The organism is Chondromyces crocatus, assembly GCF_001189295.1.
Taxonomy (GTDB): domain Bacteria; phylum Myxococcota_A; class Polyangia; order Polyangiales; family Polyangiaceae; genus Chondromyces; species Chondromyces crocatus.
On the sequence record NZ_CP012159.1, the window covers coordinates 8,537,291 to 8,561,880 of the forward strand.

Sequence of the window (24,590 nt, forward strand, 5' to 3'; positions counted from 1 at the left end):
GCCCAGAACCGACCAGGGCATTTTTCCCTGATCCCCCCTCCCTGACGCCCATCCGACCCCTCATCGTCACCCTGGCGTCGACGTCGCTTGAACGACCAGCGGCCATTTCTTAAGTTGCTGCCGCGTGCCTCGGACGTCCCCTCACGCCGCCTGGCTCAACCTCCCGAGGCTCAGCCACCTCTTTTCCAGGAGCAGCCCTGCGCGTGACCGCGTCGCGCGGAGCGTCGTCGCCTGCATCGCCGTCGCCCTCTTCGCCATCGTGGCCGACAGCGCGGCGCGCCAGGACTTCGTGGGCATCGAGACCCCGCGCCACATCGCGGCCGCGGCTGGCCTCTACATCGCCGTCGGGGCCGCCCTGGGTCTCGTCGCCGCCGCGCTCGTCGCCCTCGTCCGCGTCGTCACCCGCCCCCTCATCCGGCGCCTCCCGCGCGCCCCCGAACTCGTCAAGGCCCTGACCTACGGCGCACTCGCCGCAGCCGCGTTCGCCAGCACCGCCTTCTGGACGTTCTCGGGCCGCGTCGCCCGCGGAGGACTGCTCGGCGCCGTCGGCCCCTACATCCTGATGGCCGGCGTCCTCGTCGCCGTCACCGCCGTCGCCCTCCTCCAGCAGCGCGCCATCCATGCGGCGAAGCACACACGCACCGGCGGCCTCCGGGTCGCCCTCCTGCTCGCCGTCGCTGGCGTCGCCCTCGTCCTCGTCGACCTCAACGTCCTCGTCGCCGTCTACAAGCGCCTCCACACCGTCCTCGAGCTGAGCGCCGCCGCGCTCCTCGCCTGCGCATGCGCCACGGGCTTGCTCCTCATCGCCCGCACCAACCGCGCCCGCACGGTGCTCCGCGGCATCGCAGCGCTCGCCACCCTCTGGGCGGTCTGCTTCACCCTCTCCCCTCGCCTCCGCGATTGGCACCAGAACACCCTGGCCCACACCGTCCGGAACCCGGTCTACATCGGCCGCGTCCTCCGCCGACTCCAGCTCGCCCAGGCAGCCCTCCGCGGCGAGGACCTCGGCGAGATGCGCGCCAACCGCCTCGAAGCTCTCCTCGACCAGTACGACCTCGACAAGCTCACCCGCGATTCCCGCTGGGATGCCGGCTGGAGCGAGACCCCCGCCGCACGCGCTGCCGCCGCGCAGACCCACGAGCACGCCGCGGACTTCAACGTCATCGTCTACTACGTCGACACCCTCCGCAGCGACGTCGCCTACGACGACGACGTGATGCCCAACGTCTCGGCCTTCACCCGCCAGGCCATGAAGTTCGAGCGCGCCTATTCCACGGGCTCCGACACCCTCCGCGCCCTCCCCGCCATGCTCGGCGGCAGCTACGACGGCATCGCCCGGAGCCCTGGCAGCGTACTCGACGTCGCCAAGCGCAGGGGCATCGACACCGCCCTCTTCATCCCCGACTCGGCCGCCGATTTCATCGGCACCTACCTCCCCGAGTTCCGCTTCGACGAGACCCACCGCCAGACCGACCACGCCCAAGGTGGCGTCTGGGGCTACGGCGCCGACCAGCCCACCGCCGGTCCCATCGTCGACCGCTTCCTCTCCTGGCTCGGCCAGCGCGGCTCCAAGCGCTTCTTCGCCTGGCTCTTCAACTTCGACGTCCACAACTGGCGCGAACTCGATCGCACCTACGTCTACGGCTCCGCGGAGCGCTACCACGTCCCCGAGGAGGGCCCCTGGAACTGGCGCTACCGCGTCGTCGCCCGCAGCCTCGACGAGCAGTTCGGCAGGCTCCTCCGCGGCCTCGAAGACCTCGACCTCACCGACCGCACCATCATCCTCTTCGTCTCCGATCACGGGGAGGCCCTCGGCTACGGCGGCTTCTGGATCCACTCCACCTTCCTCTGGGAGCCCCTCCTCCGCGTCCCCCTCGCCCTGCGCATCCCTGGCGTCCCCCCCATGGTCGTCGACGAGAACACCTCCCTCATCGACGTCGCCCCCACCATGGCCCGCCTCCTCGACCCCGATCCCCCCATGAACGGCTACCACGGCCAGGATCTCCTCGGTTTCCTGGCGGATCAGCCCCCCCCGCGCCGCTTGCCCTTGCTCACCGCGGCCGTCTCCGACCAGCAGATCGCCCGCGTGGGGCTCATCGAAGGCCGCGAGAAGCTCGTCCTCCCCCTGGAGTGGGGCGCCCCCGAGCTCTACGACCTCAACGTCGCCGACCCGGACCAGGACGACCTCGCCGCCGCCCGCCCCCGCGACACCCTGCGCCTCATGAGCATCTTGCTCCGCTCCCCCATGTTCCTCGCCGCCCAGGCCGAGCTGGAGCGCGCCGCGCAGTAACGCGACCTCCCCCCACGACAACACGCCGCTTCCGACCTGACTGGGTTACCCTGGCCGTATGGTGCGATGGTCAGAGGTCCAGAAGGCTGCCGACCAACTCGGCTTCTCGTCGCACGGAAACAAGGCCTCGGGCCGCATCCAGGGCCGCCGCGTCTCCCTGGAACTCGACGGGTTCGATCACCACGCCCAGCTCTTCGTCCGTGGCTGGCTCTCGCCGCCCCTCGACCTGGGCCTCTCCCTGCTCCCCCGGGCCACCGCCCGACAGCAACAGGGCCGCTTAGCGTTCGACGAACTGGGACTCGACCGCGCGTTCCTCCTCGAAGGAGACGAACCGGCGCGCATCCGGTCGCTCCTCACCCCCCCCCTCCGCGAGCAGCTCCTCGCGCTGCACCGCGCCTCCTACGACCTCCGCCTCGACGACAGCGGCTGCACCCTCTCCACCCGCCTCAGTGTCGGCATCGGCCCCGCCTGGATCATCGAAGCGGCCACCGCCACGGCGAAGACCATCCACCTCATCGAGTCCGCCCGCGAAACGCTCGAGCCGGCCGCGCCCCTCGCCCTCCATGCGCCCGGCCTCCGCACCCTCGCCGCCACCCACCACCTCACCTTCACCACCACACCCTTGGCAGCCTCTCGCCGCGCCGACGGCCGGTGGACCGGCATCCGCTCGGCCCGCACCGATCGCGGCCGACATCATCTCATCGTCCGGATCAACCTCGACCCCCGGCATGGCCTCTCCCCTGCCGCCCGCAAAGAGCCACGCCTCGACCCTCTCCGCTCCTTGCTCGGCGGATCCGCCCCCCGCATCGTCGATGATGCCTTCGCGCGGCGCTTCCACCTCACTTCCCCCCTCCAGGGGCGCAGCCTCATCGCCTCGTGCGACCCCTTCGTGCGCGAGGCCCTCCTCGCCGTCGACGATCGTGTGGGTACCGTGCTGCTCGACGATCACGGCATCCACGTCGAGCAGATCGAGCCCGCCATCCTCCCCGAGACGCTGACCTGGGCCTTCAACACCCTCCTCGACGTCCGCCAGCGCCTCGAGCGCAAGCCCCTCCACAGCGACGTCGACAGCTCCTACCACTGACCTCCGACCGCTCCTTGTCCATGCGCTCGGGGGGCGATCCTGGCGATCGCCCCGTGATCCACCGGATCATCCATCCACCTCACAGTGCGCCACCGTTTCTCCCCATCGCTCGCCTCATCGCTCGCCCCTCGCACTCCCATCGGGCCGCGAAATCAGGGCGCCCACCGGCCCTCCTCGGCCCTCGCGACAGGATCGGCGCGATCGCCCCCCCACCCGCGACCCCCCATCTCCTCACGGCACACCCCGTGCACAAGTGACCCTCGAACGGCGCTCCTCCGCAGCGGCATCCCCGGGCATGTCCCGGCGCTCCCCGCGCGGACCGCCCTCATCGCAGCGCGCCCTGTGCTCGCCGCGAGAGGACCCTCACCCGCCGCCACCACGCCCTCAAGGAGATCTCGCATGCCCCTTCGACACGGCACTCCCTTCCTCGTCCTCTCGCTCCTCGCGGCCTGCACGGCGCCCGTGGACCCGAACACCACCGACGAGGAGGTCGAGGTCGACGCCTTTGGCGTCACCTCCCCCAACATCACCAACGGCGACTACATCATCCGCGCGGTCCACAGCGGCAAGTGCCTCGACATCGCCGCCGCCAGCATCCAGAACGGCGCCGCCGTGCAGCAGTGGGACTGCAACGGCACCCCGGCCCAGGTCTTCCGTGTCACCGCCGTCGGCGATGGCTACGTGCGCATCGTCAACCCCAACAGCGACAAGGCCCTCGACGTCACCGAGCTGAGCACCGCCGACGGCGCCCGCATCCAGCAGTGGGGCTACGGCGGCGGCGCGAACCAGCAGTTCGAGGTCTTCGACGCGGGCGGCGGCCACTACGGCATCCGCGCCCGCCACAGTGGCAAGACCCTCGACGTCACCGAGGTCAGCACCGCGAGCGGCACGCCCATCCAGCAGTGGACCTGGTTCGGCGCGAACAACCAGCGCTGGCTCTTCGAGAAGATCGGCAGCAACCCCGGCAACCCCGGCAACTGGAACCTCGTCTTCGCCGACGAGTTCAACGGCGCGAATGGCTCCCCCGTCGACGCCTCCAAGTGGACCCACGAGATCGGCGGCGGCGGCTGGGGCAACGCCGAACTCCAGTACTACACGAACAGCACCAGCAACGCCCGGCAGGAGAACGGCAACCTCGTCATCACCGCCACGCCGCAGAACGCGAACCAGCACGGCTGCTGGTACGGCACCTGCCAGTACACCTCCGCCCGCCTCGTCTCCCGCGGCAAGTTCGAGACCACGTACGGCCGCATCGAAGCCCGCATCCAGGTCCCGCGCGGACGGGGCCTCTGGCCTGCCTTCTGGATGCTCGGCAACGACATCGGCACCGTCGGCTGGCCGGCGTGCGGCGAGATCGACATCATGGAGAACATCGGCTCCGAGCCCAGCACCCTCCACGGCAGCCTGCACGGCCCGGGCTACTTCGGCGGCAATCCCCTCACCCGCAGCACCACCCTCCCGAATGGCGCCCCCCTCGCCGACGACTTCCACATCTACGCCGTGGAATGGGAGCCCAACACCGTTCGCTGGTACCTCGATGGCGCGCTCTACCAGACCCGCACCACCGCCGACGTCCCTGCGGGTGGCCGGTGGGTCTATGATCACAACTTCTTCATGATCCTCAACGTCGCCGTCGGCGGCACCTGGCCCGGCTCCCCCAACGCCTCGACGTCGTTCCCTCAGCAGATGCGCGTCGACTACGTGCGCGTCTACCACCGCTGAGCGCGCAGCACCGAGCGTCAACCCGGCGTTGACGCTCGGTGCACGCCTGCGCTCCCATCGCGCAGGGCCACCGTCTCCGGCCCGCGTGACACCATGGACAGGATTCTTCGCCTCTTCGGCCTCATGGACTCCCTGCGGCGCCACCGGGAGCCGGTGACGGCCCAGGAGCTCGCCAGAGAACATCGGGTCTCCGCGCGCACCGTCTACCGCGACATCCAGCTCCTCCAGGCGCTCGGAGCCCCGGTCGGCGGCGAAGCTGGCCTGGGCTACGTGCTCCGTCCGGGGTTCTTCCTGCCACCGCTCATGTTCTCCGTCGAGGAGCTGGAGGCGGCCGTGCTCGGCGCGCGCTGGGTCGAGCAGCTCCCGGACGCGGAGCTGTCGGCGGCCGCCACCAACGTGCTGTCCAAGCTCACCGCTGCGGTTCCAAAACACCTCGCGGACCGGATCGGCGACACCGGCCTGTGGGCCGCCGTGGGCAATACCAGCACGGCCCCAGCGCCCATCCTCGGCGTCGTTCGACGCGCCATGCGTGAGGAGCGGGGCCTCTCCATTCGCTACCAGAGCCGGGCTGGCGCAACCTCGGAGCGCATCGTTCTGCCCGTGCAGCTCGCCTACTTCGAGACCCACCAAGTCTTCGCCGCCTGGTGCTGCCTGCGGAGCGCCTTCTGCCACTTCCGGCTGGACCGCCTGCAGCATGCGGAACTCACCGAGCAGCGCTTCCACAAGCGCCGCGTCGACCTCGCGGCCGAGTGGTTCAAGGAGTTCGAGGCCGACTTCGCGCAAGGAAAGCCTGGGGTGGAGGGGACCTGAGGACGAGACCACGCGTGGGCGACGGCTGCTGACACCTTCTGTCACGACGCCGGGCTATCGAATCCCGGAGCCGCCCGGAAGGCGGCGTCCCCTTCCCCCTGGAGCCTCTCATGGTCGACTCCCGCGAAGCCTCATCTCCCTCTCGCCGCACCATCCTGGTGACTGGCGCCACCGGAACGGTCGGACGGCACCTCGTCCAGCAGCTCACCGCCACTGGCCACCGCGTCCGCGCGCTGTCACGGCGCCCAGCGCAGGCCAACCTCCCGCCCGAGGTCGACGTCGTCCAGGGAGACCTCGCCGTGTCCAGCTCGCTCACGCATGCCTTCGAAGGCGTGAGCGCCGTCCACCTGATCACCTTCGCCGGAGAGGACGGCGCATCGCTCATGAACGGCGAAGCGATCGTCCGCCTCGCCGAGCGCTCCGGCGTCCGCAAGGCCACGATCCTCGGCGGCTGGGACGAGACGTCCATCGAGCATGCCCTCCAGAACAGCACGATCGGGTGGACCCGGCTGGAGCCGGTCGAGTTCATGGCGAACACGCTGGAGTGGGCGCCGGGCATCCAGCAAGGAAACGTCGTCCGCACGCTCGCGACCTGGCCCAGCGCCGTGGTCCACGAAGCCGACATCGCGGCCGTGGCCGCCGTCGCGCTCACCCACGATGGCCACGAAGGCAAGCGCTATCCCTTGAGCGGCCCCGAGGCCCTCACCCCCGCCGAGCGCACCGCGATCCTCGCCGCTGCAGTGGGCCGCCCCCTCACCTTCGAGGCGCTCACCGAGGACCAGGAGCGCGAGCGCCTCCGCGCCCACGGCCATCCCGAAGACCATGTCGAGTTCGGCATCCAGCTCGCCACCAACCCCCCAGCGCAAGCGGCCTGCATCCTCCCGACCATCGAGCAAGTGACCAGGCGCGCCGCCCGCACCTTCGCGACCTGGGCCAGCGAGCACGCGAGCGCCTTTCGCGCTTGACCCTTCCCCCCCACCTTCACCTGGAAAGCCCCCATGACCCTGACGACCCGCGAGATCGATCGATACCAGCGAGACGGCTTCTTGAAGGTCCCTCAGGTGCTCTCCCCTGCAGAGGTCTCCAGCTTCCTCGACGAGGCCAGAGCGATGCTGCACCGCCACGACCGCCTCCACTGGCCCTCCGAGCAAGGGCTGGTCATGGACTGGGGCGCCGACGCAGAGATCATGAGCACGGTCATGCGCGGCCTGACGCTCCATCCCGTCATCACCAGCGTGGCCGAGCAGCTCGCTGGCCGACCCCTGCGCCTGTTCAAGTCGGAGCTTCTGCGCAAAGCCTGCACCGGCTCGGCGACCACGCCACCACGTGCGGACGGCCCACACGGCCCACGCCAACGAGACCGACATCCCACGGATCTCGCTGGCCACCGTCTACATGGACGTCGACGCGCGGTTCGACCCCCGCAAGCTCTACGGCGACGGGACGACCGACGCGCTCTCCCGACTCCTGACGACCCTGGAAGCGAGCCCCCCCTGTCCGGGGATCGTTTCCCCAGACTCCGCTGAACGAGCGCGCCTGACTGCCAGGGCAGCGCAGCCGTCCTTCGAGACGCGGGCACCGCCGCACCCATTCACGAGGGGACGGCGCAGCGATCGTCACGGAAGCGCGCCGCCCTCCTCGCGCACCATCACCCTCCAGGCGTCGCCTCGAAGAGCGCATCCGCGGAGAGAGAGGCCGGCCCGGGAAGCGCGATGCGCTGATCGACCTTGTCGACGAGCCAGCGATCGACGTCCAGCAACCACCATTCCTTGATGGTCAGCTCATAGAAGCGCCGCGGGCCGTCACCCGTGAACTCGCTCTCGGGCAGCATCCATTGCCGCCGGACCCCCTCGTCCGGGAAGAGCGTCTCGTAAAAGTAGTCGCGGATGGGCGGAAGCTCTTGCGCTGGCACCGCCCGCGCCGAGCCCCTGAGCTGCAGACCATCCAGCCCGAGCGGCGAAGAAGCGCCCAGATCCGTCCGGAAGATCGAACCGCAGATGGCCGGGTGGGCCTCGATGTTGCGAGAATGCCGTGCTCCCCGCATCGAGTACCAGATCAGGCGCGGGACGCCTTCGACACGCGGCGTGTAGGCGACCGTGGAGGCCCAGGGCTCGCCCTCGTCCGACACCGTGGAGAGCGTGACGTACCCCGTGGTCTTCAGCAGCACAGCAGCACGCTGCAGGAGAGCCGCTTCTTCAGCTCGCATCGCTCCACCTCCGGGGGTTCATGCCATGGACCGAGCAGCGTCGCCCTGAAACCGCCTGCTCAGCGCCCCGCACCGACCCACGCGGACCATGCACGCTGTCGAGGCGGACGCCGCCCACCTTTTCGCTGACCCACCCCCGCTCTCGAAACGGGGCAATGCTCTCCAGCGCCATCGTCGTCCTCTCGAGATTGTAGACGCGGTGTAACACGCTCTCCTCCTTCTCCGTATCGACCTGAAACCGAGACCTGCGAGAGCCCCCCAGCAGTCACCTCTCGACCATCGCACGCGAGATCGGCGCGTCGCCAGGTCCACGGCATCGCTCCGCACACGTGCCCGTGCCGCAGCGCGCCGTGAACCGGTGAGGCACAGGTGTTCATCGAGGGCGGACCGCGCGCTTCCGGCCGCAAGAAAGTGCGCCTCCAGAGACACTGGACCTCATGGAAAGCACGCGCCAGCCAGCACATGTCCCATTCGGAGGCATCGACGAACGTCGCCTGCTGGTGGGAGTTCATGGATCACTCCTTCTGGCAGTCGATCATCACCGCATGAGGCCTGCGCAAGTAGGGGCGCAGCGCTTCGGGCGCATCCTCCAGACAGGCCAGTCCAGGCGGCCAGAGGTCATACCAATGGAGGGCCTCGAACCCTGCAGCCCGCAGCGTCGCATTCAGGGTCGCGGCAGACCAGTACCAGCCCGTGACCATCGCCTCGTCTTTCAATAGCCCGAGCCGAACCGCGCTGCCGTCGACGTGATGCGCCTCGGAGGTCAGGCTGAAACCACAGGAATGGTAGTAGTCGGGCTCGCTCTCGTAGCGAGGATGCAGCTGCAAGGTGAGCAATCGACCGCCAGGACGAAGCAAGCCGGCCATGCTCACGCACATCGCGCGCAGCGCGTCCCGGGTGTTCGCATAGGGCAGGACATAGACGCTCAGCACGACGTCGAACTGCCCCTGCAACGATGAGGACAGCTCCGACGTAAATTCGATACCACGTCGCTCGGTCTCCTCGCGATCACGAGCATGGCGCAACATGCCTTCCGACTCGTCGTACCCGACCACCCGCCCGCCACCGCGCGCCTTCAACTGGCGAGCATAGAACCCAGGACCACACCCGAAATCGATCACATCGAGCCCGCTCACATCGCCCAGACGATGCAGCACACTGGGGACCTCGAGTTCTCTTCGGAAGGGCCACTGGGCCATGCTCTCGCCGTCGTAAACTCCAGCGAGCTTGTCGAACTGGCTCCCGGCCGCAGCGGGCCTCGCGCCATCCTTCTCGTTGGTCGTTAACCCTTCTCCGGGGGTGGAAGTCGTATCCATGCGCCGCTCCTCTCGGAAGTGATTCTCCTGTGTTCTTGTGGCAGCCGGCGCTTGCCTCAAGGGTGACCCGAAAAAAAAAACACGCGCGCCCCGTGACGCGACGCCGAGCGCACCTCGTGACGACGGGACGCGAACACCCCGTCTCTCGGCGATCCCTTGTTGACGGGTCAATGCCCAGGGCCATCCCCCTGGCGACTCCCTGGAAAGCGAGGCGAAGCTGGCGCTCCGGAGTGGCACGAGGGCACGCCGCACGAGTGCAGCCGCTTCGCTTCCGCACCCATCATGCGACGTCCGTCCGTGAGCGCCGTAAGGTCGCGCGGCGCGGGACCGGCGCGTCGCTGAGGATCCTCGCCTCCAGGATCTCCCACCACTGCTCCTGCTCCGTGCGGCGCCGCTCCCAGTCGGGCTCTTTCGAGCGCAGAGCGACGGCTGCACGATACGTCCCCCACGCCGCTTCGTCCTCGAACGATATCGAGTGCTCCAGCGCATGCACCTCGGGCCCGATGGTTCGCACGTACCACCGGGGGTCATGCGCCATATCGAGGCCATCATAGAACCAGAGATCGCGAGCGCGAACCCAATCCCAGAACTCCGCGACGTTCGCGCGCGCTTTCACTGTGGGTTTGAAGACGTAGACCAGATGGATCACCCTCTCCTCCTCTCTCCTGTCGACGAGAACGCTGACGGGGAGCCGCGACTTACCCCGCATCGAGGTCGACCTTTCTCGAAGTCCGCCGAGAGATCCTCGAGACGCCTCTCTGGACGCGGAACGCTCGCAGCGCTCCCCGATCAGCGCTTCAATCAGAAATCAGCGCCCATTCAGGGCTCATATGACCGGCGAACTCCTTCTGGAATTGCTCCTGAAGGTTCGCATTGTGCTTCGAGGCGGCCTCACGATCGATCCGCTCGCCCTGCCGCGGCAGGACGACGGCCACCAGCGGATCGAGATGAGCGCCTCGGAGCACCTTGGCTCGGAGCGACGATATCGACAGCCGGAGCACCTTCGCTCCCTGTGCGACGGCCCGATCGATCGACGCGTAATATGCCAGCACGAAATAGCGAAAATCATCATTGGCGACGTCGTAATCCGAGCCGAAGTACCGCAGGTGGAGCGACTGCCCGAAGGTGTAGAACACGGCCAGCGCCGTGGTCTGTTCGCCCCGCTTCGCGCTGGCCACGACGGCCGATTTCAGGACACCGCTCTTCCGTTGACCGGCCAGGATCTTGCGCATCCACTCCTCCCCCTGAAGGCTGCCGTGACGGGCGCGGTTCTGCGCGATGAGGCGCGCCGCCACCGACTCCACGGCCTCGTCGACGGGGGACCATTCGACGCGGTTGCCCTTCTTCGCGAACGCCCTGAGTTCCGTGTTCGTTCGCATCCGGTTGTGCTTCCCGAGCTGATGGGTGAGCTCGGAGAGACCGCCTTGCGGGATTCGCAGCGAGGCCTCTGCTGAATGCAGCAGGATCACGGCGCCTGGACTGACTTCGGCGAACTCCAGCGCAGCCGAGATCGGCATGTAAGGAATGACTGCGCCCCCGAGCCCGCGCAGCGCCGCCAGGTTCATCGCCTCGCGCCCCAGCCGTGCCAGCGCCTCGGCGCGCCGTGGACCCGTGACGCAAGGGATCTCGTTGTGGGTGGACCTGCGCGCCCCCAGCCACAAGAAATCGCGCGCCCAGGGGCCCGGCACCTCGGGGAAGAAGCTCGCCAGCGAGAACATGCCCGGGCTCCGCTCCCCGTCCCAGAGCGCGCACCCTGCCAGGATGCCCGCGCGGCCCGTGACCGTGAGCAGCGGCGCGGCGCCGAAGGCCTCGTCCAGGCTGGCCAGCCACCCCTGGCTGTTGAAAAAGTCGTCGTCGGAGACCAGCGCGTCCCACCCATGGGTGTCGACGAAGGCCGCCGAAGGCAACAGCTCCGCCCTCAGGGCGCGCTTCATGGACTCGTCGCGATGGACGTGCCCGGCGCGCCCCGTGAGGGCTGCCTGCCGAAGGGCGCTCATGGGTCACTCCTTCTGGCAGTCGATGATCACGGCATGAGGCCTGAGAATGTAGGGGCGCAGCGTCTCCGGTGCGTCCCTTGCGGCGGTCGACCCGAGCGGCTTGGGGTCATGCCAATGAATGGTCCCCAGCCCTGCGGCCCGCAGCGCCGTCTCCAGCGCGGAGGCAGACCAGTACCACGCCGTGACGCTGGCCTCGCCCTGACCGCACATCAAATCGAGCTGGACCGGACTGCCCTCGACGTAGGGAGTCTCGGACGACAGGTTGAAGCCACAAGGGCGATAATAGTCTGGCTCGATTTCATAGTCGGGGTGGATCGGCAGCGCGACCAGACGCCCCCCGGGGCGAAGCAAGCGGGCCATGCTCGCGCACATGTCGTGCAGCGCATCCCGCGTGGTCGCATAGGGCAGGACATAGACACTCAATACGATGTCGAACTGCCCGTGTAACGAAGCGGACAGGTCCGACGTGAATTCAATCCCGACCCGTTCTTTCTCTTCCCGACGACGGGCATAGCGCATCATGCCATCCGCCTCGTCATAACCGACCACCCGCCTGGCGCCACGCGCCTTCAGCATGCGGGCATAGAACCCGGAGCCGCAGCCGAAGTCGAGCACGTCGCGCCCGGTGAGATCACCCAGGTGGTACAAAACACTCGGAATCTCTATGTCTTTTCGGAAGGGCCAGAGGGCCATCTCTTCGTAGAGGCCTGCGAGCTCGTTGAACTGGCTCGCAGCCGTGGAGGGCGCGCTTTCGTGCGCCTCGGTCAATAAGCCTTCTTGGGGAATAGAGGTCGTGACCATAAACCGCTCCTCTCGGAAGTGATTCTTCATCCATGATGCGCCCCATTAACCAGGACGCAAGGGCGGTCTGCAAAATTTTGATTTTCATGCGTGCCCGACAACAAATCGTCTTATCACCTCACACCACGACGGCGCCCTACCGAAAGGAGTACCGTCGCCCTCCCGCCCTGCTGGTACACTGCCGCGTCACGCGGGAGCACGGCACGGAAGCACGTCGGGCGAGGGGCGACGCTGGTAGTCTCCTCACCCCATGCTGCACCGGAAACACGTAGAGGAAGCGGGCGCCACGCTCGGCCTGTCCCCATCCGGGCATCACTTCGAAGGACGCGTCGACGGCGTCCGGGTGAGCATGACCGATCGTCCGCCGCCCGCCGAGAAGACGGTGTTCCAGCTGGATGGCTGGCTCGATCCTCCTCTCGACCTCGGCCTGTCCATGCGACGTCGGGTGATGGTGCTGCACCGACGCAGCCGCTTCTCCACCGGCAACGAGGATCTCGACGACGAGTTCTCTCTGAAAGCCGACGAGAGAGCGCGCGTTGGCGAGCTGTTCACGCCCGCCTTGCGCAGGCAGCTCGTCGCCATGCACCGAGCATCCTACGACATCCGCCTGACGGATCGCGGCTGCACCCTGACGCTGCAGACGGGCGTCGGCATCGACACCGCCTGGCTCATCCAGGCCACCCGCGAGGTCGTCCGCACCGTGGACCTCCTGGAGGCGGCCCGCGCCTCGCTCGGCCCCGCCACCTCTCTCGCCACGCACGCCTCGGTCCTCGGCGCCCTCGCCGCGACCCACGCCATGGCGTTCACCACCACCCCGCTCACCTTGCAAGGCGCGCTCGACGGAGGCCCCCTCCACGTCGGCACGACGCGCTCCCTGCGCGGTCGACACCACCTCGCCCTGCAAGCGCAGTTCGAGACGACGCTCGGCCTCGGCCTCTTCGTCCGCCGGCGACGCCTGCACGACAGCCTCCACCGCGTATTCGGGGCCCAGGTGGTCCGCACGGGCGACGCCGCCTTCGACAAGCGCTTCCGCGTCCACGCCGACCCCACCCAGGCGGAGCGCCTCTCCGCCACCTTCGATCCTGCGGTGCGCGAAGCCTTGCTCACCCTCGACGAGCGGCTCGGCCCCGTGTTCGTGGACGACACGGCGGTCCGCGTCGCCCCGATCCCCTCCACCGTCCCTCCAGCCGCCGTGCGCGAGGCCCTCGAGCCTCTCGATGTGGTGCGCGCCCGCATCCTGCGCAACCGCTTGCTCGGCGGCACGTCCAGCCCTTACCGCTGACGGACGTGAGGGGATACGGGGCGCCCCTCATCACCGCGGGCCATTCGTCACCGCGGGCCATTCGTCACCGCGGGCCATTCGTCACCGCGGGCACGCCGGTCCGTGGGGCCCTCGCTCGTCCGTGGGGCCCTCGCTCGTCCGGGGGCCCTCGCTCGTCCGTGAGGGTCCTCGCTCGTCAGTGAGGCCCCCGCTCGGCCACCGTCCACGTCCGCTCGCCGAGCCGCAGCTCCACCGACCGCGGATGGTGCTTCACCGAAAGGCCCTCCAGGGGCACCTCCCGCATCGCAGAGAACTGCACGGCCCCGGCGGCAACCATGTACCCGAGCCAGATTGCGCCCGCGTCCACCTGGAGCTCCGCGACCTCTCCGCACGCGCGGCAGACGCAGGTGAGCCTCCTCAGCGCGGGCACGTACGCAGCCTTGTGGGCGAGATACTCATGGGCAGGCGTGCTCTCGTGGCAGCTCGGACAGGGAATCGTCGCAGCAGTCATCGGATTCTCTCCTGGGCTCGAACAGGGTCGGATCCCGGTGTCCGTGATGGTCGTGTCCGCCACCGGGAAAGGATCGGTCACGATCTCGGGCAAGCCGCCGCTGGTGTACCCACCGCGGCGAAAGTGGGCGTTGGCCCCGCGCTCCGCGCCGCTCGGTAGGCGGGCCCGGTAGCGCAGCGGATGGTGCACGTCGACGCGGTAGATCGGTTCGTTCCACGTCGAGGCTGGGATGCCCAGGCTTCGCTCCAGGTGGTGGAGCCCGTTCCCGCACGACGCGAGCAGCCAGTCCATGCCCGCACGCGTCGTGATGAACTGCCCCGAAGGATCACCGAGGACGTCGCGCCCGGCGACGAAGCTCCAGTAATGCCGCGCAGGCAGCAGGAACGAGCCTCCGTTCCGGAAGTCCTCCAGGTGGAGCGTCACGCCGGCACGCGGCGGCTCGAACTCCAGGCGTCGAGACGCGACGACGGCCTCGACCGCTCCACGAGCGCGCCCGGATGATGCCCACCCGCTCCGGACATCCACAGTATGCCCCCACCTCGCCGGTCAGCGGCGATGATGCATCCATCGCCTGGTCCCCGAGGCTGAAGATGATCCCGCCCCGAAGTCGGTCGCGCCTCGGTCGCAGTTTCCAGCGAGGCTCATGACGTCGCGCCCCCCAAGCATCACGCCCGCCGCTTGCTCTCTGCATCCGCGGTGTGACGTCGAAGGAGCGTCTCACCCACATGGTGCTCGCTGGGCTCGGCCAGAACATCTCGAAGAACCCTCGCCATGAACGGATGAAAGCAGGTGACGAAGCGGGGCAGGCCTCCGCCCGACGCCCATCGAGCGTCCGGTCACATCACCACTGCCTGCATCCACGCGGCGGCAGTGCTCGGGTCATTCACGTATCGACTTGCCTCCAAGCGGCGGCACTCCGCTCCCGCTGGGCTCACGAGATCCCCCAGATCCCGGGGGGAAAGCTGCCTGGCCCGTCACCTGCAGTTCCGGAGCTGCGTCCTGGATCGTCTTTCGCACGGCGAGGTGCCTCACTGGCGAGACCCCTCGCGTGGGATGGATGATGCCGACGAACCTCGGAGGTTCATCATGATGCATCTGTCGAAGATGGCCGGTCTCATGGCCGTTCTGGCCCTCGGCGTGGCATGCGGCAGCGAGGGACCGGAAGATGACGTGCTTCTGGACGAGGACAGCGGGGGAGATGGACTCGCTCCGATGACGGCCCCCGCGGACAGCCAGACGCCGAGCGAGGTCGCGGAGAGCGAATGCCTCCTCCTCGACACCAGCAAGACCTACTCCGGCAGCGCCTTCGGATCGAACGGCGACGACACGTACCCCCTCGATGGCAGGCCCATCGCCCGCGTCGAACTCAATCGTACGATCGGCTGCGGTCGGCTTTTCTGTGTTGGACGCGGCAACGCGACCATCGCGAGACAGGACAGCGAAGCCGTCGTCGTTCATTACTGGCATGATCTGGGCACCCGGCTGGAGTATCACCTGAGGGTCTGGGTCCAGTGCTGATGCGCCGTCCGCCGGCCTTTCTCTGCCCGTCGAATTCGCACGCCAGGGGCTACCCCCGACGCCCGACCGAGCAAAGCGCATCGTGACTCCACCACGCGCCCTCCACGCGGAAATTCCGGGCGCCTCTTCGCCGTCTCAGGCTCGAAGCGCTGAGCCCGGAAAGAGACGAAATTCCCGGCCATGATGCAGGGCGTGCCTCCCGTGGACGCCCATGGCCTCGGGCGCAGCGCGACGATCTCATCTCCTCCAGACATCCCTCTTCTCGGCGTGGGCATCCCTGCCCCCATCGCCAGACCACTCTGCCCCCTGTCAGACCAAGGGAAAGAGAGGCCAGGGGCGCCGAGCGCACGGCATCGACCGGCCAGAGCATGATGAGTCAGAATCTGCTCGACGAGACGAACTGATTGCGGATGAGCATGACGTGTCGATCTCGAAATGGCCGGAGGTCATGAAGAAGACGTCCTCTCGACCTCTGCAATCCCCCAGCTCTCCATCTCACTCAGCGACGAGAGGACGCCTCGCCAGCGGCGCCCCTGCCCCCTCGACCCAGGAATGCCTCGCGTCGTGACCTGGAGGTGCATCCACCTGGATGCAGGGCAGCGCGTCACGTCGCCATCGAGTGCGTCCCTTCGGAGGCACCTCACCGCGCGGCACAGCGAAATGGCGCGTGTCCCGTGGGGCCTCTCATTGGCCCGACGTCTGCAATCTCGGAGCAGTGTCCTGGCTGGTTCACGCCGCGACGTCACCCCTCACTCCCGAGAGGGACCGAGCGCGTCGAGCGACGCCAGGCAGCACGGAGGATCATCATGATGCACGCATGGAAGATCGGTGGTTTCACGATGGCGCTCGCTCTCGGTGTTGCTTGCGCGAGTGAGCCGCTCGACGAGAGCGACGCCGATCCCGGCAGCGACGAGGCGAAGAGCGGCGCCGCGACGGCCGATGTGCTGAAGCTGCGCCTCACTCCCGCCGAGGGAGAACCGGACGCCGCGCTACTGACGGAGCCGGGCAACGGTCCACGCGCAACGCAACCCCTCGCCCTTCTCGAGGACGAGCTGGACGATGGCGCAGGGGGAGGAGAGGAACCGAGTCTCGAAGGAAACAACAAGTGCAATCTCACCTGCACTGTGACCAAATCGATCGAGGCTGCATATTGCCCTGACTCGGTGTCGGGCTACGGAGAGAGCGGCTGGTTCCGAGGGTGCCGCACCGCTTGCCGTCGTGCTCGGGACGACGCTCAGAGCCACCTCGGCGTGGGATGCAATGTCGGTCAGTGCGCAGAGAGCTGCTGACAGCACACCGGATGGCGGTGAGCTCCCGGGCCAGAGGTCGCGTGCATTCGGCACAGCTCCTCCCGACCTCTGGCCCCCCTCCGGGCCTCCCGGCCGGCGGTCGTCATCCACCTGATGCCACCCCACGATTCTGTCTCGTCCGGACCTGGGCGCACCGGGCGAGACATCCATGCCCCCGCTCCTTGACGGCGCTGCCGTCCCGCTGTCAGACCGAGATCGGTGAACAAAGGCCAAGACGCCGACATCACCGCACCGGCCGACGACGGGACTCCTGTCCTCAAGTTCCGCTCCAACAAGCTGCACATCCGCGTGGAGCACGGCCCTGACGCCGGCGTCGTCGCGGAACTCTCCGGACACGACGCCCGCATCGGCAGCGCGAAGGAATGCGACCTCGTCCTGACCGATCGCGCTGTCAGCCGCGTCCACCTGCGCATCCGGCTCGAAGGGGACACCATCCGCGTCACCGACGAGGACAGCCGCAATGGCACGACCATCGACGGCGTACGCATTCGCGACGCCTACGCCCGCCCGGATTCCTCCATCCAGCTCGGCAACACGCAGCTCCGCCTCCGCATGCTCAGTGATCTGATCGAGTTCCCGGTTTCCTCCCGCGAGAGCTTCGGCCAGCTCCGAGGCCGCAGCGTCGCCATGCGCCGCCTCTTCGGCCAGCTCGAGAGCATCGCCCCCACCGACCTGACCGTGCTCATCGAGGGCGAGACCGGCACCGGCAAGGACCTCGTCGCCCGCGCGCTGCACGGCGAGAGCGCTCGCGCCCAGCGCCCCTTCGTCATCTTCGACTGCTCCGCGGTCTCGGCGCACCTCTTCGAGAGCGAGCTGTTCGGGCACGTCCGAGGAGCCTTCACCGGCGCGGTCAGCGATCGCCCCGGTGCCCTCGAAGCCGCGGACGGCGGTACCTTGTTCCTCGACGAGATCGGGGAACTACCTCAGGAAATGCAGCCCAAGCTGTTACGGGCCCTCGAGAGCCTCGAGGTGCACCGGGTCGGCTCGAACAAGGTGCAGCCGGTCGACGTCCGGATCATCGCCGCCACCAACCGCTCCCTCTCCCGGGAGGTCGAGCGCGGCAGCTTCCGGGAAGATCTCTTCTTCCGCATCGCCAAGGTCCACGTCCGGATCCCGCCCCTCCGGGAGCGTCCTGCGGACATCCCGCTCCTCGCCCGTCACTTCGAGCAGACGCTGACGCAGCGGGCCCGCACCCCGCTGCAGCCGCTCTCCGACGCCATCGTCCGCGCCTTCGCCGAGAAGACCTGGGCTGGGAACGTGCGTGAGCTGCGGAGCGCCGTGGAACTCGCCTGTCACCTCGGCGTGTCCACCTCCCCCGGAACCGACGCGCCCCTCGCCTCGGACAGCCTCGAGATCGACACAAGGGTTCCACTCCTCGTCGGCCGCGATCAGCTCATCGACACCTACGTGAAGCGGTATCTGGAGGTTGCCCTGGAGAAGACCGGCGGCAATGTCTCACGCACCGCCGAACTCGCCGGCGTGGGCCGGAAGTTCGTTCAGCAGGCCATGCGCCGCTACGGGCTCCGTGATCGCGACCAGGAAGCCGGGTAGCCCGACGCCCCTGAAGGCTCACGACCAGGCGCCCGCGTGGCGCGTTGCTCCAGGTGGAGCGCAGCGAAGCCACCTCGTCACGAGCTGGGTGGGGGCGACTTCAGGAACAGATCGACGACCTCCGCTTCCGAGAGCTGACGCCGGTACAGCGCGACATCGGCGAGATCCCCCGCGAAGAAGCCGCCTTCGGAGGACGAGCGCCTGCCTACCCGGAGCGGCGCCTCGCTGTCGAGTGACCTGGGTCGATCGGTCGGATCGAACGCGCCCGCAGGCCGACCATCGATGTAGAACACCCCGCCATCAATCTCGTTCCGTCGGATCGCCACGACGACATGGTGCCAGGCACCATCCGCGACGAAGCCCGACGACCGGTAGTTCGAGTAGGCCCAGCACGATGACCCGACACATTTCGTCGCTCGATCCCGATCGGCGAGCTGCACCCCGAGGTTCCCCTGCTGCAAGTAGAACGAGAAGCCCCGCACACGGCCCTCGTGCTCGTCACGTTTGTCCACGAGGACGCTGGTCTGGCCCCGCGCGTTCGTCCTGATCCAGGCAGCGATCGAAAAGTCCCCTCGCCCCACGTCGAGCGCCTCGCCCGAAGGCACCTCGACGAAGTCGCTCTCCCCGTCGAAGTGCAGCGCCCCTCTGCGGCCAGGGACCGGACTCGGACCGTAGCGCTCGGCGCCCCCTTGCCCGATAGCGACATCACCGACCTCGACGCGGAGCGCCTCGCCGAGCGGGTAGAAGGCATCGACCCCCCCTGACGGCGACGAGGCGGTCACGCCAGAACACGCCCCTCCCAGCAAGCCCGCAGCCAGCAAAGGCACGGCCTTGAGGAGACGAGCACGCCGCCCCCTCTCGGGCGCCAGAGCAGCCTCGATGGCCACAGCGACCTCGTTCGCCGTCGGTCGGCGAGCCGGGCAGCGCGCGAGGCACGCGCTCGCTATCCGGGCCAGCGCATCCGCCAGCCCCCTCCCCGTCGGTGATGACGGCCTCCCGTCCTCTCCGAGCCGGAGCGCGCGCGTCGAGGCGAAGGTCGCCCCGGCCAGCGGCACCTTCCCGTCGAGCATCTCGTGGAGGATCAGCCCCAGCGCATAGACGTCACACGCAGCAGAGACGGGCGCACGATCGAGCTGCTCGGGCGCAGCATAGCGGTGCGTCATCCACGCCGGCGCGCTGGTCGTGGTGTCCTGCTCGTCCCAGAGCGCCTTGGCGATCCCGAGATCGAGGATGACCGGGCTCCCATCCCCGCGGAGCCGCACATTGCTGGGCTTCAGATCCCGGTGAATCCCCCCGACCGCATGGATCGCCGCGAGCCCTTGCGCGAGCCCGAGCGCGATCCGCCCCACGGTGTCCACGGGCAGGCGCAGGCTCCTGCTCCGATCCATCGACGCGCGCAGCGAAGGCCCTTCGACGAGTTCGAGGACCATGAGCGGGAGGCCCTCGTGCCACACCAGCCCGTCCGAACGGGGGCACACCACGTTCGGCGCAGGTCCCGCAGCGCTCACCCGCACGAGCAGCGCAAGCTCACGGTGCTCGAACCGATGGAGAGACCGGGCGTTCATGGCATGCGCCGGTCGCAACCGCTTCAGCGCCACGCGACACGAACTTCCCGGCTGCCCATCCCATGCCGTGAACACCTCGCTGAACGCCCCATCGCCGAGCTGGGCGTCGACCACGTAGCGCCCTGCCACGACCTCACCAGGCGCCAGCGCGCGCCCTCGGTCCTCGGACCACGGCCTGCATACCTCGCCGTCGCGCCACGGCTCCTGGGCCGCAGCCGGCCCGTGGCCAGCCTCATCGGGTGGCATCTCGCCCCTCCGACCGATCGCCCACGTCGGCGAAGGCAACCTTCGTGAGGTAGACGTCGTCTCCGACTTGCGGCGTCAGCAGCCCGAAAGGTGAATGGCCAACGCGCCCCGTGAGAAAGAGCCCCTCTCGACCCAGGGCGCCGATGGTGAGGGATCTGCGCAGCTCGTCACGTGCGAAGTCCTGTGTCCAGGTGATCCCGCCGCGCATGTCGAGGCGAGCCGCGAAATGCTGAACCTGCTGCCCGCTCGCAGACGGCTTCTCCCCGTTCCTGGACGGGTCACCGAAGAACCCGGTGAAATGGAACTCGTTCCCGACCGCCACGGGCAAAGCTCCATAGTCCTCTTCCAGACCGCCGAAGCGCCGAGTCCAGCGCGTACGCCCCTCGGCATCGAGTCCAGCGAGGGAGAGCGCGCGACCGCCCGCTGGTCCACGAGCCGCCCTTGCGCTCCCGACGGCACTCTCGTCCCCCTCCGTGACGTCGTGAGCGTTGACGATCACCAGAACGTCGCCCGCCTCGTTGACCTCCATCATCCCGTCGTCGTTCGAAGGGCCGCCGAAAGAACGGGCCCAGAGCAGGTGCCCCTCGCCATCGAACTTCGCGACGAACACATCCTGCCCCCCCTGACTCACCAGCTGCTGACGCCCCAGCCAGAAAGGCTGATCGAAGATCCCGGCGAGGAGAATGTTTCCGCGCCCATCAAGTCGGACGCGCATCGGAAACTGATGCGCGTGATCGCCGAGCTGAACGCTCCAGAGCGCCTCGCCATCGCGCCCCAGCTTGGCCATCGAGATGTCGCCTTGCCCCCTGCTGGTGAGCGTCCCCGTGCCGTTCCCGTAATCGATGCTGCCCTGGAACACGTTCACGGCCACGACTGTTCCATCTGCGCCCACGGCCAGCTGAAACCCCTTCTGCACCGCCGCGTCCCCGTACTGCTTGCCCCACAGCGCGCGCCCCTCGGCATCGAACCGCACCAGGAACGCATCCACATCCCCGCGGTTCTCGAGCGCGATCCCGTCACCGAAATCGAGCCTGCCCAGGAACTCGCCCGCCACGAGCATCCCCCCTTCCCCGCCGTACACGATGGCCGTCGCGGCCTGAAAATCCTCATCCCCGAAGCGCCGAGACCACACGGTTCGGCACCCCTGATCGAATCTGGCGAGGAGCAGATCCGCGCCCCCCGCGCTGGAGAGAGGGCCCTTTCCCAGATCGACCGTGCCCCGGAACGTGCCGACCATCCACGGGTTCCCCGCCCCATCGGCTGCCACCAGACTGGAGAGGCCTTTCTCCGATCCATCCCCGAACCGCCGGGTGCACAGCGGCTCTCCGAGCCACGCCCGCGAGGCGACCACGGGAGCCTCCTCGTGCCATCCCGTCGGCGTCGTCGAGGCGGCGCTCACGCTCGACGGGCCGCCCAGCGGAAAGCCCTCCACCGACGCAGCCCGACCGACCGGGAGCAGCAGCATCCCCGCCGAGAGCAAGGCGAGCCGTGGTCTCAGCGACGCACGCGCACGATCGCGGCGGTGTGGCGAGATGGCGGCCAGGTTCGCCACGACCTCCTCCGCGGTCGGCCTCTCCGCCGGATCGACTTCCAGACAGCGGCGGATCAGCTCGGTGAACGCTGAAGGCACCGACGACGCAGAGGAAAGCCTCCCTCGCAGCGGTTCCCCCAGCGCTGGCGCCTGACCCGTGAGCAGCTCGTGCAAGAGGAGCCCCAGGGCGTGCACGTCCGTCGCAGGGGTCGCCGCCTCACCATGACACTGTTCCGGCGCCGCATAGCGCGGCGTGAACCCCACCGGGGAAGTCGGCACCGACGCGATCCGACGGGCCGAGCCGAGATCGACGAGCACCGCCTCGCCCTCCACATCGAGGCACACGTTCTCTGGCTTGAGATCCTGATGCACGAGCCCCGCCGCATGCAGCGCCGAGAGGCCGCGCGCGACCCCGAGACCCACCCGCAGGATCCGGCCAGCATCGAACGTCGCTCCCCCATCGACGAGCGCCCTCACCGTCGACCCCTCGACCAGCTCCAGGATCAGCACGGGCCACGCGCGATGCTGGACGGGTGATCCCGCGAGCCCCCGGAGGACGTGCCGCGTCGGCGCCACCGCGTGAACCAGCCGCAGGCAGTCGAGTTCCGACACCGCCCGCGCATGGCACGCCGCCTCGTCCGCCGCGTCGACGGGCAGGGACCGCAAGACCTTGAGCGCGACGCGACGGTGCGGCCCCGCGCCGCGCTCGCCCCCGTCGCTCGCCTCGAAGACCCAGCCGAGCTTGCCCCGACCGAGGAGGCACGTGACCTCGTAACGCCCTGCGACGACCTCACCAACGTGGAGCGGCCCGCACGGCACCACGGCATCGGTCGACACGGGCGTCGTGTGCGTGGGTTCGGCCTCGGTGCTCATTCCGCGCGCTCCTCCTCCGGGATCACCTGGGCGACGAAGCGGGGGAGCCAGGTCGAAAGCCGCTCCACGGCGGCAGGACCGGAAGGAATTCTGGGGCCGTCGTGGAGAGCGTCAATGGCGCTCCAGATCACGCACCGCGCACGGAAGGAGGCCGGAGAGCGTGCCGGAAAAGCAGCAGAAGCCCGGGAGAAGCAGGAATCGCGGACGACCGGATGGCGCGTCGCGGACGGGTCGGGTGAGCCCGTCACGAGTCCTCGCGCGGCGACCCGGGACGTTTCGTCGTTTCCCGTTCGATCCCCTCTGGTGCGCTACCATCGCACCGATGGATGAGCCTGCGGAAAAGCGGCCCGCTCGTGCCACGAGCGCCGACCTCGACGCTGTGCCCGAGGACATGATCGCCGAACTCATCGGTGGCGTGCTCTACAGCTCCTCACGACCAGGCGGGCCTCACACGAAGGCCTCCGGGATGCTGTACCTCGATCTCGGAAACCCCTTCTCCCGAGGCCGCGGCGGCCCTGGTGGCTGGTGGATCTTGCCAGAGCCGAAGCTGGCCCTCGGAGGGGACATCATCTGCCCGGATCTCGCCGGATGGCGACGAGAGCGCATGCCCGAGGTCTACACGGCGCCAGCATGCTCGTTGCCGCCCGACTGGGCGTGCGAGGTGCTGTCCCCCTCGACGGCGAGACACGACCGGGTGGTCAAGATGCCGCTCCATGCCGCGGCAGGTGTGCCGTGGGTGTGGCTCCTCGATCCGGCGGCGCAGATGCTGGAGGTCTTCCATCTGGGCCAGCAGGGGTTGTGGATGCTGAAGACGGCAGTCGCTGGAGACGCCGTGGTGCACGCCCCGCCCTTCGAGGCGGTGGCGCTGGAGCTGTCGGCCCTCTGGATCGCTGGCGACCAGGGTTGACGCGATCGCGGTGAGCGAGCCGCGAAGACGGACGTGATGGTGGAACGACGAAGCGCACGCCTGGTGCACTTGCCCAGCCGATAGGGAGGCTCATGGAGCCACCGCTCTCCGGCTCGGTTCCACCAGCGATGGACCAAGGAGGCGCGGCGCCGCGGTCGAGGAGCGTGTAGGCTCCCGCTGGCAGCAGCAGTTCCAGCTGGCAGGACGACGGGCAAGGAGAGCCACGTGAACATCCTCCTCTTCGGCGCGACCGGCATGGTCGGACAGGGCGTCCTCGGCGTTTGCCTCGGCGATCCCGACGTGGAGAACGTCCTCGCGGTCGGGCGTAACGCGACCGGGCAACCGCACCCGAAGCTGCGCGAGCTCATCCACCGCGACTTCCTGGATCTCGCGCCGATCGAGGACCAGCTCGCCGGTCACGACGCCTGCTTCTTCTGCCTCGGCACCTCCTCGCTGGGCATGAGCGAAGAGGACTACCGGCGCGTCACCTACGACATCGCCCTCTCGGTCGGCCGCACCCTGGCGCGGCTGAGCCCCGATCTCACGTTCGTCTTCGTGTCGGGCAGCGGGACCGACGGCACCGCGAAGGGCCGCGTGATGTGGGCGCGGGTGAAGGGAGAGACCGAGAACGCGCTGCTCGCGCTGCCCTTCGAGGCCTACATGTTCCGGCCGGCGTTCATCCACGGCGTGCGCCCGAAGCAGCCGCTGTTCAAGGCAATCTACGGCGGCCTCGCGCCGCTCTTCCCGGTCCTGCAGAAGGTGCTCCCGAAGTACATGACGACCACGGACCACCTGGGGCGCGCGATGCTGGAGGTCGCGCGCTACGGTGCGCCCATGCGGGTGCTCGAGAATGCCGACATCGACCGGATCGGCCGCGAGGCCGCCGCTTCGACCCACGGCGCTCCGCAGGCGTGATCAGAGACCCGGTTCCAGCGCCGCTTCCCCGCAAGGCCATCGCTTGCGCAACCCTTGCCCGATCCCGGACGTCGAGGTTGAGCAAACCTGGCGCAACTCACGCCAGAGCGGCGCAACCCTTTGCATCACGCCCTCCAGCACGCTTTGCAGGAATAGGGCCGAAACCCATCGTGTTC

At 68.6% G+C, this 24,590-nt stretch carries 19 protein-coding genes and 2 pseudogenes; 13 read left to right on the top strand and 8 right to left on the bottom strand.

Annotated features, from left to right (window positions below; genetic code table 11):
• Positions 1-124 precede the first annotated feature (124 nt).
• The 7 genes and pseudogenes from CMC5_RS30720 (at position 125) to CMC5_RS30745 (ending at position 7,432) form a co-directional block, all read left to right on the top strand.
• Positions 125-2,290: a sulfatase-like hydrolase/transferase gene (locus CMC5_RS30720; RefSeq protein ID WP_050433730.1), complete on the top strand. Its 2,166-nt coding sequence runs from the start codon at positions 125-127 to the stop codon at positions 2,288-2,290.
• 58 nt (positions 2,291-2,348) lie between these two features.
• Positions 2,349-3,374 carry a hypothetical protein gene (locus CMC5_RS30725; RefSeq protein WP_050433731.1) on the top strand — a complete coding sequence of 342 codons (1,026 nt, stop codon included), beginning with the start codon at positions 2,349-2,351 and terminating at the stop codon, positions 3,372-3,374.
• A 399-nt stretch (positions 3,375-3,773) separates the two neighbouring features.
• Positions 3,774-4,271: pseudogene (locus CMC5_RS49020) on the top strand (RICIN domain-containing protein); the annotation flags it as partial.
• Between the two features lie 87 nt (positions 4,272-4,358).
• Positions 4,359-5,084: pseudogene (locus CMC5_RS49025) on the top strand (glycoside hydrolase family 16 protein); the annotation flags it as partial.
• Between the two features lie 105 nt (positions 5,085-5,189).
• Positions 5,190-5,906, top strand: coding sequence for a helix-turn-helix transcriptional regulator (locus CMC5_RS30735; RefSeq protein WP_050433733.1), 717 nt, complete (start codon positions 5,190-5,192; stop codon positions 5,904-5,906).
• Positions 5,907-6,016: 110 nt separating this feature from the next.
• Entirely contained in the window at positions 6,017-6,871 is an 855-nt protein-coding gene (locus tag CMC5_RS30740) for an NAD(P)H-binding protein (RefSeq protein WP_050433734.1), read from the top strand.
• Positions 6,872-6,904: 33 nt separating this feature from the next.
• On the top strand, positions 6,905-7,432 hold the full coding sequence (locus tag CMC5_RS30745; protein WP_050433735.1) for a phytanoyl-CoA dioxygenase family protein: 528 nt from the start codon (positions 6,905-6,907) through the stop codon (positions 7,430-7,432).
• 122 nt (positions 7,433-7,554) lie between these two features.
• On the opposite strand, the gene CMC5_RS30750 is transcribed toward CMC5_RS30745, so the two are convergent.
• The 5 genes from CMC5_RS30750 to CMC5_RS30770 form a co-directional block, all read right to left on the bottom strand.
• A complete protein-coding gene (locus CMC5_RS30750; protein ID WP_050433736.1) occupies positions 7,555-8,112 on the bottom strand; it encodes a pyridoxamine 5'-phosphate oxidase family protein in 558 nt (185 codons plus the stop codon).
• A 515-nt stretch (positions 8,113-8,627) separates the two neighbouring features.
• Positions 8,628-9,428 carry a class I SAM-dependent methyltransferase gene (locus tag CMC5_RS30755; protein WP_063796379.1) on the bottom strand — a complete coding sequence of 267 codons (801 nt, stop codon included), beginning with the start codon at positions 9,426-9,428 and terminating at the stop codon, positions 8,628-8,630.
• 280 nt (positions 9,429-9,708) lie between these two features.
• The gene (locus CMC5_RS30760; protein WP_050436227.1) at positions 9,709-10,077 is read right to left on the bottom strand and encodes a hypothetical protein; all 369 of its coding nucleotides are present in this window, start codon (positions 10,075-10,077) and stop codon (positions 9,709-9,711) included.
• Positions 10,078-10,225: 148 nt separating this feature from the next.
• On the bottom strand, positions 10,226-11,425 hold the full coding sequence (locus CMC5_RS30765) for a peptidogalycan biosysnthesis protein (RefSeq protein WP_050433737.1): 1,200 nt from the start codon (positions 11,423-11,425) through the stop codon (positions 10,226-10,228).
• Between the two features lie 3 nt (positions 11,426-11,428).
• Positions 11,429-12,226, bottom strand: coding sequence for a class I SAM-dependent methyltransferase (locus CMC5_RS30770; RefSeq protein WP_082362947.1), 798 nt, complete (start codon positions 12,224-12,226; stop codon positions 11,429-11,431).
• Positions 12,227-12,476: 250 nt separating this feature from the next.
• On the opposite strand from CMC5_RS30770, the gene CMC5_RS30775 reads away from it, so the two are divergent.
• Entirely contained in the window at positions 12,477-13,508 is a 1,032-nt protein-coding gene (locus tag CMC5_RS30775; RefSeq protein WP_050433738.1) for a hypothetical protein, read from the top strand.
• A gap of 175 nt (positions 13,509-13,683) precedes the next feature.
• Here CMC5_RS30775 and CMC5_RS30780 read toward each other — a convergent pair whose 3' ends face one another.
• On the bottom strand, positions 13,684-14,421 hold the full coding sequence (locus CMC5_RS30780) for a hypothetical protein (protein WP_156338981.1): 738 nt from the start codon (positions 14,419-14,421) through the stop codon (positions 13,684-13,686).
• A 663-nt stretch (positions 14,422-15,084) separates the two neighbouring features.
• Here CMC5_RS30780 and CMC5_RS30785 point away from each other — a divergent pair.
• From CMC5_RS30785 to CMC5_RS30795, 3 genes are all read left to right on the top strand, one after another.
• Positions 15,085-15,516 carry a hypothetical protein gene (locus tag CMC5_RS30785; RefSeq protein ID WP_156338982.1) on the top strand — a complete coding sequence of 144 codons (432 nt, stop codon included), beginning with the start codon at positions 15,085-15,087 and terminating at the stop codon, positions 15,514-15,516.
• An 806-nt stretch (positions 15,517-16,322) separates the two neighbouring features.
• Positions 16,323-16,805 carry a hypothetical protein gene (locus CMC5_RS30790; protein WP_050433741.1) on the top strand — a complete coding sequence of 161 codons (483 nt, stop codon included), beginning with the start codon at positions 16,323-16,325 and terminating at the stop codon, positions 16,803-16,805.
• A gap of 219 nt (positions 16,806-17,024) precedes the next feature.
• On the top strand, positions 17,025-18,377 hold the full coding sequence (locus tag CMC5_RS30795) for a sigma 54-interacting transcriptional regulator (RefSeq protein ID WP_050433742.1): 1,353 nt from the start codon (positions 17,025-17,027) through the stop codon (positions 18,375-18,377).
• Between the two features lie 77 nt (positions 18,378-18,454).
• On the opposite strand, the gene CMC5_RS30800 is transcribed toward CMC5_RS30795, so the two are convergent.
• A complete protein-coding gene (locus CMC5_RS30800) occupies positions 18,455-20,188 on the bottom strand; it encodes a protein kinase domain-containing protein (RefSeq protein WP_156338983.1) in 1,734 nt (577 codons plus the stop codon).
• Positions 20,175-22,592 carry a serine/threonine-protein kinase gene (locus CMC5_RS30805; RefSeq protein ID WP_050433744.1) on the bottom strand — a complete coding sequence of 806 codons (2,418 nt, stop codon included), beginning with the start codon at positions 22,590-22,592 and terminating at the stop codon, positions 20,175-20,177. Before CMC5_RS30805 ends, CMC5_RS30800 begins: the two co-directional genes overlap by 14 nt.
• 322 nt (positions 22,593-22,914) lie before the next feature.
• On the opposite strand from CMC5_RS30805, the gene CMC5_RS30815 reads away from it, so the two are divergent.
• Positions 22,915-23,499: a Uma2 family endonuclease gene (locus tag CMC5_RS30815; RefSeq protein ID WP_050433746.1), complete on the top strand. Its 585-nt coding sequence runs from the start codon at positions 22,915-22,917 to the stop codon at positions 23,497-23,499.
• Positions 23,500-23,724: 225 nt separating this feature from the next.
• The gene (locus CMC5_RS30820; protein WP_050433747.1) at positions 23,725-24,414 is read left to right on the top strand and encodes a Rossmann-fold NAD(P)-binding domain-containing protein; all 690 of its coding nucleotides are present in this window, start codon (positions 23,725-23,727) and stop codon (positions 24,412-24,414) included.
• The last annotated feature ends 176 nt before the right edge of the window (positions 24,415-24,590 follow it).

Coding starts and splice junctions, on each gene's coding strand:
- CMC5_RS30725 (WP_050433731.1), top strand. CDS start 2,349: ATGGTGCGATGGTCAGAGGTCCAGAAGGCTGCCGACCAACTCGGCTTC.
- CMC5_RS30805 (WP_050433744.1), bottom strand. CDS start 22,592: ATGAGCACCGAGGCCGAACCCACGCACACGACGCCCGTGTCGACCGAT.
- CMC5_RS30770 (WP_082362947.1), bottom strand. CDS start 12,226: ATGGTCACGACCTCTATTCCCCAAGAAGGCTTATTGACCGAGGCGCAC.
- CMC5_RS30735 (WP_050433733.1), top strand. CDS start 5,190: ATGGACAGGATTCTTCGCCTCTTCGGCCTCATGGACTCCCTGCGGCGC.
- CMC5_RS30755 (WP_063796379.1), bottom strand. CDS start 9,428: ATGGATACGACTTCCACCCCCGGAGAAGGGTTAACGACCAACGAGAAG.
- CMC5_RS30745 (WP_050433735.1), top strand. CDS start 6,905: ATGACCCTGACGACCCGCGAGATCGATCGATACCAGCGAGACGGCTTC.
- CMC5_RS30800 (WP_156338983.1), bottom strand. CDS start 20,188: ATGCCACCCGATGAGGCTGGCCACGGGCCGGCTGCGGCCCAGGAGCCG.
- CMC5_RS30765 (WP_050433737.1), bottom strand. CDS start 11,425: ATGAGCGCCCTTCGGCAGGCAGCCCTCACGGGGCGCGCCGGGCACGTC.
- CMC5_RS30785 (WP_156338982.1), top strand. CDS start 15,085: ATGATGCATCTGTCGAAGATGGCCGGTCTCATGGCCGTTCTGGCCCTC.
- CMC5_RS30790 (WP_050433741.1), top strand. CDS start 16,323: ATGATGCACGCATGGAAGATCGGTGGTTTCACGATGGCGCTCGCTCTC.
- CMC5_RS30740 (WP_050433734.1), top strand. CDS start 6,017: ATGGTCGACTCCCGCGAAGCCTCATCTCCCTCTCGCCGCACCATCCTG.
- CMC5_RS30750 (WP_050433736.1), bottom strand. CDS start 8,112: ATGCGAGCTGAAGAAGCGGCTCTCCTGCAGCGTGCTGCTGTGCTGCTG.
- CMC5_RS30815 (WP_050433746.1), top strand. CDS start 22,915: ATGGATGAGCCTGCGGAAAAGCGGCCCGCTCGTGCCACGAGCGCCGAC.
- CMC5_RS30775 (WP_050433738.1), top strand. CDS start 12,477: ATGCTGCACCGGAAACACGTAGAGGAAGCGGGCGCCACGCTCGGCCTG.